We start from the raw sequence: 10,825 nt of genomic DNA, 5'->3' as shown, positions 1-10,825 counted from the left end.
GGCCTCGCAGGGGCCGAGCCGGCCGCCGACCACGATCTCCGCGTCCAGTCGGTTGCGGTCCCGCTCGATCTCCGAGCGGACCACCACCACGAGGCCAGCTCTCCCATCAGCAGCTGGAGGTTGTCCCGGTTCGCCGCGTCCCGGACCAGAGCCGGAATCCCGTCCAGGTTGCCGATGAGGTCCGGGTACACCGCGAGGTACTCCTCGCGCTGACCGTCCGTCAGCCCCGCCCACCACGCCTTGCGCTCGGCCGGGGACGCGTCCGTCGGGATGCCCCGCTCCAGGTACCCGTTCGCCGCCTCCCGCACCGCGGCCGCGTCGCCCGCCGCATCCGTCCAGGTCGCCGTCCCCACGCCCAGGCCGCCCTCCGCCTTCAGCGCCCGGAGGATCCTCGCGTACCGCCAGTCCACGTCGGCCGCCGTCCGCACGGCCCGGGCCACCCGGTCCGCGATGTCCTGGGCCGGGGCGGCGTTCGGGTTGGGCGCGACGAGCCCGGAGGGGCCGGCCAGGCCCGGGTTGGGCACGCCGGACGCCCTGCCGCCCGCCAACGGCCTCCCGTCGGCCAGACCCTCGCCCGCCGCCGGGTACGTCACCGAACCGTCCGGGTGCACCGTGAACTTCAGGGCCGCCGCGTCGTCGAGCGCCCCCTGGAGCACCCGCTGCTGGGCCTTCAGCTCATGGGCCAGGCTGTTCAGCGTGGTCCGGAGCAGCCCGCACTCCGTATAGACGTACTGGAAGTTCTCCGACAGCCGCCGCAGCCGCCCGACCGCCGCCCGTACCGCCTCACCCTTCTGCGTCCGGCCCAGGCCGTTGACGACCCGGGTGTCGATACGGTCCCGGGCGGCATCGGCACGGTTACTGACCCGGCCCCACCCCTCGGCCGCCTCCTCCAGCTCGGCGCACTTCACCTCACGTAACTGCGCCCACGTCAACGCCACCCCCAGCCCGCCCGCACCACCGGCTCCACTCACCCCACCCACCCCGCTCACCGTTCCTCACCCCGACCAGAACCAGAGCCGACACCCGCCCCGGCCTCAGCAACGGGCCCCGCCCCTGCGCCTCCACCCGCGACCCTCACCCCGTCGAACGCCCCCTTGACGGTCTCGTTCACCGCGGACTGGGTGACGGCCACCGCCCGCAGCTTCCCGGCCAGGCTCCGGCACTCGTCGCGGGCGGTCTCGATCCGCCGCTCCCACGACGCCCGTACGGCACCCAGCTCGGCGAGCGCCGACAGCTCCCCGGCCCCGGCCATCAGGCCCGCGTGCGCCCGCCCCAACTCGGCCCGCACCGGACCGAGGTGCGCCACCAGCCCCTCCGTATCCCCGGCAGCCCGCAACCACGGCCCGTCACTGTGCTCAAGGTCGCCACCACCGCGACCTCCCCCAGCCCCCTCCTCCCCACCACGCGGCTCGCCCCACCACCACGGCCGCTCACCGCCCAACTGCCCTGCCCGCCCCACCGGCCCCAGCCCGCCCATGCCACTCGCCCCTTCCTCGATCACGGAGCGGCACTGTCCCAAACACGGCATCGCCGACATGCCGCCCACCCACACGGCGAAGAGACGGACACAGGCACGGACAGGCCGTGATCACGGGGGCTCCTCGCCGCCCCGCTCGGACAGGGGATTCACCCGGACGATGGACGCGACAGCCCCAGCACCCCCTGCACCCGCCCTCCCTGACGGCGCATCGCCCCGGCTCACCGGCGCACCGACCGCCCTCGAACGGCGCATCCGAACACCCCGTGCCCCACGAACGCTGCAACCGCACCGGGAACCCATGGCCACCGTCGTTGCTCGCGGTCACACCGCGTGATACACAGAGTGACCAGGCATATGCATGTGAATACCGGGACGCGTCGCAGGTCAGGGCGGCCATGTCGGTCGAACGTGCGAGATCCGGGTAAAGAGACCGGGAAGGCGTCGTGCGAGCGCGGTTTCATCAGCGAAGATAGAAGGCGACCCGTGCCACACGGGCGCGGAGAAGCTAACTACCCAACAGGGGCGGTGACTTACATGATCCTGGCAGCAGAGAAGGGCGACATCACCACCATCATCGGCGGAATCGCCCCCAACTGGGGTCCGTTCGGCTCGCTGGGCAACGAAGCGCGCATCATGATCGAGGTGGTGATGGCGATCGCCATCCTGCTCTGCCTCGGCATCGCGATCTGGGGCGCGGCGAAGCAGCGCATCGGGGCGACGGCGCTGCGCGACACGTTCAGCGCGGAGCAGGGCAAGGGCCTGATCGTGGCGGGTCTGACCGGCGTCTTCATCATCGGTTCGCTCGGCACGCTCTTCACCATCGTGTACGGAATGGCTGTCTGACCCACCGTCGGCCAGACCGCACCGGGCCGTCCCCGCCCGCTCCCCACCATCCGTCCGTCGTGCCCACCGGCTGAGGTTGCGTCTCCCTGATGTCGAGTCACTCCACCGCGCTCACGCGGCAACCAGCACAGCTACCGTCGTCATGCGCGGAACCGCACACGACCGAGGGAGCGAACGCGGCATGAGTCCCGGCGACGAGCACGACTATCGCGGCATGGACCAGGGCGGGCGCGCGGACGATCCGTACAGCACCCTCGGCGGCACCCGCCAGACCCGTACGCGCCTCCCGGACGGCGACGCGGGCCACCCGCACGCCCGCCGGCCCGTCCGCAACTCGCGCTCCCTCGTCACGATCACCGGCGTGGTGGTCCTCCTCATCGCCGCGATCGCCTTCGCCAACCGGGGCGGCACGAGCAACGACGACAACGCCTCCCCGGGCGCGAAGAGCTCCGGCTCCGCGGGCTCGGCCCCGACCGCCCCCACCGGCACCAAGCCGGTCCAGGGCAAGAACGGCACCATCGCCTCCGGCTTCGCCCACGACGAACAGGGCGCCCAGAGCGCGGCGGCGAACTACGCGGTGGCACTGGGCTCCGCGGAGATGTTCGACAAGGCCAAGCGCGACGAGATCCTCGACGCCGTCATCGCGCCCGCCTCGGTCAGCCGGTTCCGCGACACCCTCGACAAGGCGTACTCCGCCGGCTTCTACAAGAACGTCGGCCTCAACGAAGACGGCTCCACCCCCGAGGGCTTCACCTTCATCTCCCGCACCGCGCCGCTCGGCACCAAAGTGACCAAGGCCACCGCGGACGAGGCCACCGTCGAGGTCTGGTGCACCGGGCTCATTGGACTCGCCGGTGAGGGTTCGACCAAGCCGGTGACCGACGGCTGGTTCACCATCACCATGGAGCTGGCATGGATCGAGGGCGACTGGAAGGCCGTCACCCACTCCCAGAAGGACGGCCCCGCACCAGTGGGCGGCGACACCCGGGCCTCCAGCGCCGACGAGATCGCTGACGCGGTCAATGGGTTCGGAGGATTCACCTATGCCCGGTAGCCCACGCCTGCGCGTCGCTTCCTTCGCCGCCACGCTGGCGGCAGCGGTGCCCGTGTCCGTAGCCGCTCTCGCCACTCCGGCAGCGGCTGATCCGACCCCGACGCCGACCCCCACTCCGAGCCCGAGCGCCAGCAACGACCCCTGCGACCTGATCCACGGCCCCGCCCGCGACTACTGCGAGAACGGCGAAGGCGCCGGCACCCGCGCCCCCACCGACATCGACAACCCCGCCGACCCCCTCACCTCCCTCGCCCAAGGCTGCGCCGACGCCGCCGCCTGGATCGTGGGGAAGCTGAGCGAGGCCGTCGAGTCCACGGCCAACGTCGACTTCACGAACCCCAAGTTCCTCCAGCAGTACGCCGTCATCTTCGCGGCCTCCACCGTCCTCACCCTCGTCCTCTGGCTCCTCGCCGTGGCCAAGCGGGCCATCCGCGGCGTCCCCCTCACCACCGCGATCTCCGAGGCCGTCGGCTTCCTCTGGCTCACCGTCCTCGCCTCCGCCTTCACCCCGCTGATCCTCTACACGATCGTCTCCGCCACCGACGGGGTCACCGACGTCATCGCCTCCTCCACCGGAGGCCAGACCGACGTGTTCTTCGGCTCGTTCGCCGAGGCCCTAAAGAAGGGCACCGACATCGGCGGCGGACCGATCATGCTGATCGTCGTCTCGCTCGTCTCGATCGTCGCCGCCGGCATCCTCTGGCTGGAGCTGGTCATCCGCGCCGCCCTGCTCTACGTCGGCGCCCTGCTCGGCATCGTCGTCTACGCCGGTCTCGTCGACAAGAACATGTGGGGCCACGTCCGCCGCTGGGCCGGCATCATGATCGCGGTGATCATGGTGAAGCCGGTCATCGTCATCGTCCTCGGACTCGCCGGAGCGCTCTCCGCCGGCGACGGCCCCGACGCCTTCTCCGCCGTCGTCTCCGGCCTCGCCATCATCCTGCTCGCCATCTTCGCCTCCGCCATGATCTACCGCTTCGTCCCCGGCTTCGGCGACGAGATCCAAGGCGCCCGCACCAACCGCAAGCAGGCCACCGACGGCGCCCAGGCCGCCGCCCTCATCAGCTCCCCCGCCGCCCTCGTCTCCCAGGGCATCAAGACCCACAGCGGCCGCACCGAGCAGGGCGGCGGAGGCGGAGGCGGCGCCCGCCCCGCCAACCCGGCCAGCGGCGGCGTCGCCGCACACAGCTCCCGTACCTCCGGAAGAGGCGGGGGCGGGGTCGGCGGCGGATCTGTCCCCTCCGCCGCACCCTCGCCCCGCAGCGGGTCCGCACCCACATCCGGGACCCCCCACAGCAGCCGCCCCTTCCGGGGAGGCGGCTCCGGCAGCACAGGTAACTCGAGCACAGGAGGTGGAGGGCGTTGACGACTCAGTCCCACACGATGACGCCCCGCCGTACGTATCTCATCGGCCGCGCCCGGCCGAACGCGATCGTCGGCAAGAACCGCGAGTCCGGCGAGATCGCCCTGATCATCGCCGGCGCGTTCCTCGGCATGATGAGCGGACTCCTCGTCCCCGTCCTCTCCCTCCGCATCGTCTGCCTCGTCGGCTTCCCGATGCTCGCCCTCGCCGTCGTGTACGTCCCGTACAAGGGCCGCACCTTCTACAAGTGGTTCGAGATCAACCGCAGCTTCAAGCGCTCCCTGCGCCGCGGCACCGCCTACCGCTCCGGCGCCATGGAGGCGGGCGTCCGCGCCGACGGTCGCGAGGTCGAGATCGGCCCGCCCCCCGGCATCGGCCGCATCAGCTGGCTCGCCGCCCCCTTCGGCCCCGACGAGATCGCCGTACTCCTCCACGCCGACCGGCGCACCGTCACCGCCGCCATCGAGATCGAGGGCCCCGGCGTCGGCCTCCGCGACAGCGAGGACCAGGAGGCCCTGGTCGACCGGTTCGGCACGCTCCTCAAGCACGTGGCCAACGGCGACGGCTTCGTCACCCGCCTCCAGATGCTCGCCCGCACCCTCCCCGCCGACCCCGACGCCCACGCCAAGGACGTCGCCCAGCGCGGCGACAAGCACGCCCCCGGCTGGCTCCAGGACTCCTACGACCAGCTCCAGTCCATGGTCTCCACCTCCAGCGAGCAGCACCGCGCCTACCTCGTCGCCTGCATGCACTACAGCCGCGAACTCGCCGCCGAGGCCAACGCCATCGCCCGCGCCGCCCGCCCCCACAGCGGCCGCCGGCTCGACCGCGACGCCGGACTCGCCATCGTCATGGCCCGCGAACTGACCGACATCTGCGCCCGCCTCGCCGAGGCCGACATCCGGGTCCGCCAGCCGCTCGGCCAGAGCCGCCTGGCCTCCCTCGTGCACTCCATGTACGACCCTGACCACCCCATCGACCACATCCAGGCGATGACCAAGCGCAACGCCTGGCCCGCCGAACTGGACGCGGTCGAGCCCACGTTCCTCCAGGCCAAGACCCGCGAGTCCACCACCCGCGCCCCCTGGTGCCACGCCACGGCCTGGGTGAAGGAGTGGCCGATGACCCCCGTCGGCGTCAACTTCCTCGCCCCGCTCCTCGTCCACACCCCCGACGTCATCCGTACCGTCGCCGTCTGCATGGACCTCGAACCCACCGAGGTCGCCATCGAGCGCATGCTCACCGAGAAGACCAACGACGACGCCGAGGCCAGCCGCCAGGCCAAGATGAACCGCACCGTCGACCCCCGCGACATCGCCGCCCACGGCCGGCTCGACCAGCGGGGTGAAGATCTCGCCAGCGGTGCGGCCGGGGTCAACCTGGTGGGGTACATCACGGTGTCGTCCCGTTCCCCCGAGGCCCTCGCCCGCGACAAGCGGACGATCCGCGCCTCGGCCGGCAAGTCGTATCTCAAGCTGGAGTGGTGCGACCGCGAGCACCACCGCGCCTTCGTGAACACCCTCCCGTTCGCCACCGGCATCCGCCGCTGACCCGGACACCACGTCCCGTCCCGTCACCCCCGCCACCCACCCGCAGGAAGAACCCCAACAAGAGAGGGCGCCCACGCCATGCGAGACCCCCTGTCCGCATTGTCGGATGCCTTCACCTCCTTCCTCTTCGGCAAGGTGGAGACGACCCGGCTCCCCGTCCGTACGTCGACGGGCCAGGCCCAGGCCGTCTACCTCCCCACCGCCGCCCCCGGCCTCGGCGACTCCGGCGTGATCATCGGCCGCGAGGTCTACAGCGGCAAGGGCTACATCTACGACCCCTTCCAGCTGTACGGGCAGCAGCTCCCCGCCCCCCACTGGCTCGTCCTCGGCGAGTCCGGCAACGGCAAGTCGGCGCTGGAGAAGACCTACGTCCTGCGCCAGCTCCGCTTCCGCGACCGCCAAGTCGTCGTCCTGGACGCCCAGGGCGAGGACGGCGTCGGCGAATGGAACCTCATCGCCCAGGAGCTGGGAATAACCCCCATCCGCCTGGACCCGACCGCCGCCCTCAACGGCGGCATCCGCCTCAATCCCCTCGACCCCTCCATCACCACCACCGGCCAGCTCGCCCTGCTCCGTACGATCATCGAAGTCGCGATGGGCCACGGGCTCGACGAGCGGTCCGGCTTCGCCCTGAAGGTCGCCCACGCCTACGTGACCGCGACCATCACCGAACGCCAGCCGGTCCTGATGGACATCGTGGAGCAACTCCGCCACCCCAAGCCCGAGTCGGCCGAGGCGATGAACGTCGACATAGACGATGTACGGGCCTGGGGCCTGGACGTCGCCCTCGTCCTGGACCGGCTCGTCGACGGTGACCTGCGCGGCATGTTCGACGGCCCCACCACCGTCGGCATCGACCTGGACGCGCCGCTCATCGTCTTCGACCTCTCGCACATCGACCGCAACTCGATCGCGATGCCGATCCTCATGGCAATCGTCGGCGTCTGGCTGGAGCACACCTGGATCCGGCCCGACCGCAAGAAGCGCATCTTCCTGGTCGAGGAGGCGTGGCACATCATCAACTCGCCCTTCGTCGCCCAGCTCTTCCAGCGCCTGCTGAAGTTCGGACGCCGGCTCGGCCTCTCGTTCGTCGCCGTCGTCCACCACCTCAGCGACGTCGTGGACGGAGCGGCGGCGAAGGAGGCGGCGGCCATCCTCAAGATGGCCTCCACCCGCACGATCTACGCCCAGAAGACGGACGAGGCCAGAGCCACCGGGCGGGTCATCGGCCTGCCCCGCTGGGCCGTCGAGATCATCCCGACGCTCACCCCCGGCATCGCGGTCTGGGACGTCAACGGCAACGTACAAGTCGTCAAACACCTGATCACCGAGGCCGAACGCCCCCTCGTCTTCACCGACCGCGCCATGACCGAGGGCTCGGCCGCGGACCCGGACGACCTGCTCCCCGACGACCTCCGCGCCGCGGAGCTGGAGACGGAGCAGCGGGCGGCCCGGATCGAGAACCAGCAGCGGCTGAACGAATCGTCCCGGTCCACGGTGGCCTGACATGGCACGCAGACCAGCAGCACAGGGTCCGACCCCGGAGCGGGGCCGCCACCACCAGGCCCACCGGCCCAGCCCCCGCCAGGAGGAATCCGGCGGGGGCATCCCCGACGGTCTGCTGCTCGGACTGATCGGCTTCCTCTTCGCGGCGACCCTGCTCGCCTGGACGGCCACCGGCCTGGCCGGCCTCTTCACCCACGGCTCCTGGCCGGACAACGTCACCTTCACCCGAACCCCCCTGGCTCTGCGCGAACTGGCCACGGCCCCACAGGACCTCGCGGCCGCCTGGCCCCACACACCCCCGTCCCAGCTCTCCGGCTACGGCCTGTTCTGGGGCCTCTTCATCGGCGAGCTGATGGTGCTGGTCGTGCTGACGGTGTTCGTGCTGGGGTCCGTGGCCCGTTGGCGGGTGGTACGGGAACGGCGCCGCGAGGAGCGCCTGTACGGCTCGCACGGGACACCCCACCAGCCCGAGAACCCTCACGCGCCCGAGAGTCCCCACGCGTCCCACCAGCCCAACGACGTGCCCCACAACGTGCACGAGGCCCCGGCCCCGCACCCGCTCACCCCACCGCCCCCACTCACCAACTCCCCCGAAACGCCACCCCGACCACAATCACCATCGCACCCGGCCGAGCAGGACACACGCCGGACAACCCCCGAGGCTCCACCCCAGCCACCCCCACCAACTGCCCTCCTGCTCCCCTCCCCCCGCACACCTCTCCTCGTCTACGCCCCCGCCCCCGACCGGCGCCCCACCGTCGTCCAGGCCGTCCGGGAAGCCGAGGGCCCCGCCCTCGTGGTCACCTCGGACCCCACGGTCTGGGCCGAGACGAAGGACGCCCGCGCCAAGCTCGGCCCGGTGCTCGTCTACGACCCCGGCCACCTCTGCGACACCCCGGCCCGCCTCCACTGGCCGCCCACCGCCGACTGCGAGCATCCCGACACCGCCGCCGTACGCGCCGCCGCCCTCCTCGCCCCGGTCCGCCCGCAGGCCAGGATCGACGCGGCGGTGGCCGACACCGCCCAGACGCTCCTCCAGTGCTGGCTGCACGCCGCGGCGGTGGACGGCCGCCCCTTCCGCCAGGTCGCCCGCTGGGCCTCGGGCGCCTCCGCCCACGAACCCGTACGCCTTCTCCGTACGCACCCCAAGGCCGCCTCCGGACTCGCCGGCCTGCTGGAGTCCGCGCTCACGGCCTACCCGGAACGGCGTGAAGTCGCCCAGGAGTTGAACGTACGGGCCTTCTCAGCCCTCTCCTCGGTCCACATCCGGGAGGCCTGCACGGCAAACCGATCGGATTCGGCCGCGCTGGCATCTTTTGCCCGCGAGGGGGGAACGCTCTATGTGGTCGGTGAACCCATCGAGGATCCCCGCACCCGCCCCGGCGCGATGCCCCTCCTCACCGCGCTGGCCTCGCACGTGGTCGAGCACGGCCGCCGCATGGCCGCACGGTCATCCGACGGTCGGCTCGACCCACCAATGACACTGGTCCTGGACGACGTCGCCGCCGTGGCCCCGCTCCCCCAGCTCCCCGAACTACTGGCGAAGGGCCAGGACGTGGGCCTGCCCACGATCGCGCTCCTCCGCTCCCGCGAACAGGGCCGGGCACGCTGGCAACAACACCTGCACACCCCCACCCCCGCCCCCGGCTCGGGCCACCCGGCCTGAGCGCCCCGGCCCACAGCCGAGAAGCCCTACCCCCGCTCACGCTCCATCACATACTCCAGCTCCCAGGCGCCCGCGTCGCCCGGGACCGCCATCCGCTGCCCGGACGGTACGAACCCGAACCGCCGGTAGAACGCCGCCGCCCGCGGGTTGTCCTCGTGCACATACAGCCGCACCCGCTCCAGCCGGGGCGCGGACAGCGACCAGCACCAGTCCACGGCCACCCGGAACAACGCGTCGGCCACCCCGCTCCCCCGCACCCTGGGCCGGACGAAGACGCCCACCAGATGCCCCTGGACCACCTCGGGAGCCTCCCCGAAGCGGACATCGTCCTCCGGCCGCTCGACCAGCGCGGTGACCGTGCCCACCCACTCCCCCTCGGGCGACTCCGCAACAAACTGCCGTACGTCCCCGCCCTCGGCAGCCGCCGCCGTACGGTCCTGCCAGAAGGCATCCGGCCGCGCGACCGCCGCCTCGTACGAATCCAGGAACGCCACGGGAGCCACCGGGTCCTGAAGGGCCTCCAGCCGCAGCCGCCTGGCAAGCGGCCACTCATCGGCCCGCACGGAACGCATCACGTATTTCATGGCCCGATCCTCGCTCCGACCCGCACCCGCCTCAACCGAGTAAGTGAGCCTCACATGCCGCGCTCCTGAAACGCAGAAAAGCCCCGCACCATACGGTACGGGGCTTTCCCACAAAAATTGTTCGGCGGCGTCCTACTCTCCCACAGGGTCCCCCCTGCAGTACCATCGGCGCTGAAAGGCTTAGCTTCCGGGTTCGGAATGTAACCGGGCGTTTCCCTAACGCAATGACCACCGAAACACTATGAAACTTGAACACCGGGCAAAATCACGGCTGTTCGTTATTTCAGAACTAACACAGTGGACGCGAGCAACTGAGGACAAGCCCTCGGCCTATTAGTACCAGTCAGCTCCACCCCTCACAGGGCTTCCACATCTGGCCTATCAACCCAGTCGTCTACTGGGAGCCTTAACCCCTCAAGAGGGTGGGAATACTCATCTCGAAGCAGGCTTCCCGCTTAGATGCTTTCAGCGGTTATCCTTTCCGAACGTAGCCAACCAGCCATGCCCTTGGCAGAACAACTGGCACACCAGAGGTTCGTCCGTCCCGGTCCTCTCGTACTAGGGACAGCCCTTCTCAATATTCCTACGCGCACAGCGGATAGGGACCGAACTGTCTCACGACGTTCTAAACCCAGCTCGCGTACCGCTTTAATGGGCGAACAGCCCAACCCTTGGGACCGACTCCAGCCCCAGGATGCGACGAGCCGACATCGAGGTGCCAAACCATCCCGTCGATATGGACTCTTGGGGAAGATCAGCCTGTTATCCCCGGGGTACCT

The 10,825-nt window shown here is 70.7% G+C and carries 9 protein-coding genes and 2 rRNA genes; 6 read left to right on the top strand and 5 right to left on the bottom strand.

The annotated features are described in order from the left end of the window. Positions 1 to 971, bottom strand: a 971-nt coding sequence (locus AB0B98_RS32900; protein WP_357367726.1) for a hypothetical protein, incomplete at its 3' end; no start/stop codon positions are given. A gap of 14 nt (positions 972 to 985) precedes the next feature. Further along, complete coding sequence (locus tag AB0B98_RS32895) at positions 986 to 1,501, bottom strand: hypothetical protein (RefSeq protein ID WP_357367725.1); 516 nt, start codon at positions 1,499 to 1,501, stop codon at positions 986 to 988. 513 nt (positions 1,502 to 2,014) lie between these two features. Here AB0B98_RS32895 and AB0B98_RS32890 point away from each other — a divergent pair. The 6 genes from AB0B98_RS32890 (at position 2,015) to AB0B98_RS32865 (ending at position 9,462) form a co-directional block, all read left to right on the top strand. Then, positions 2,015 to 2,323 carry a hypothetical protein gene (locus tag AB0B98_RS32890; protein ID WP_018490423.1) on the top strand — a complete coding sequence of 103 codons (309 nt, stop codon included), beginning with the start codon at positions 2,015 to 2,017 and terminating at the stop codon, positions 2,321 to 2,323. 181 nt (positions 2,324 to 2,504) lie between these two features. Next, the gene (locus AB0B98_RS32885) at positions 2,505 to 3,377 is read left to right on the top strand and encodes a hypothetical protein (RefSeq protein WP_357367723.1); all 873 of its coding nucleotides are present in this window, start codon (positions 2,505 to 2,507) and stop codon (positions 3,375 to 3,377) included. Continuing rightward, positions 3,367 to 4,743 (top strand): hypothetical protein, encoded by a 1,377-nt coding sequence (locus AB0B98_RS32880; protein WP_357367721.1) that lies wholly within the window; start codon positions 3,367 to 3,369, stop codon positions 4,741 to 4,743. Before AB0B98_RS32885 ends, AB0B98_RS32880 begins: the two co-directional genes overlap by 11 nt. Next, on the top strand, positions 4,740 to 6,290 hold the full coding sequence (locus AB0B98_RS32875; RefSeq protein ID WP_026237962.1) for an SCO6880 family protein: 1,551 nt from the start codon (positions 4,740 to 4,742) through the stop codon (positions 6,288 to 6,290). Before AB0B98_RS32880 ends, AB0B98_RS32875 begins: the two co-directional genes overlap by 4 nt. A gap of 78 nt (positions 6,291 to 6,368) precedes the next feature. Then, the gene (locus AB0B98_RS32870; RefSeq protein WP_053560161.1) at positions 6,369 to 7,796 is read left to right on the top strand and encodes an ATP-binding protein; all 1,428 of its coding nucleotides are present in this window, start codon (positions 6,369 to 6,371) and stop codon (positions 7,794 to 7,796) included. A 1-nt stretch (position 7,797) separates the two neighbouring features. Further along, positions 7,798 to 9,462 (top strand): type IV secretory system conjugative DNA transfer family protein, encoded by a 1,665-nt coding sequence (locus AB0B98_RS32865; protein ID WP_357367719.1) that lies wholly within the window; start codon positions 7,798 to 7,800, stop codon positions 9,460 to 9,462. Between the two features lie 26 nt (positions 9,463 to 9,488). Here AB0B98_RS32865 and AB0B98_RS32860 read toward each other — a convergent pair whose 3' ends face one another. From AB0B98_RS32860 to AB0B98_RS32850, 3 genes are all read right to left on the bottom strand, one after another. Next, the gene (locus AB0B98_RS32860; protein WP_357367717.1) at positions 9,489 to 10,046 is read right to left on the bottom strand and encodes a GNAT family N-acetyltransferase; all 558 of its coding nucleotides are present in this window, start codon (positions 10,044 to 10,046) and stop codon (positions 9,489 to 9,491) included. 119 nt (positions 10,047 to 10,165) lie between these two features. Continuing rightward, a 5S ribosomal RNA gene (rrf, locus tag AB0B98_RS32855) occupies positions 10,166 to 10,282 on the bottom strand. 77 nt (positions 10,283 to 10,359) lie between these two features. Continuing rightward, positions 10,360 to 10,825 (bottom strand): 23S ribosomal RNA (locus AB0B98_RS32850); the annotation flags it as partial.

Source organism: Micromonospora sp. NPDC048947 (assembly GCF_040649495.1).
GTDB classification, from domain to species: domain Bacteria; phylum Actinomycetota; class Actinomycetes; order Mycobacteriales; family Micromonosporaceae; genus Micromonospora; species Micromonospora alfalfae.
Note: the sequence above shows the minus strand (reverse complement) of the source record. Positions and strands in the feature narration are given on the sequence as shown.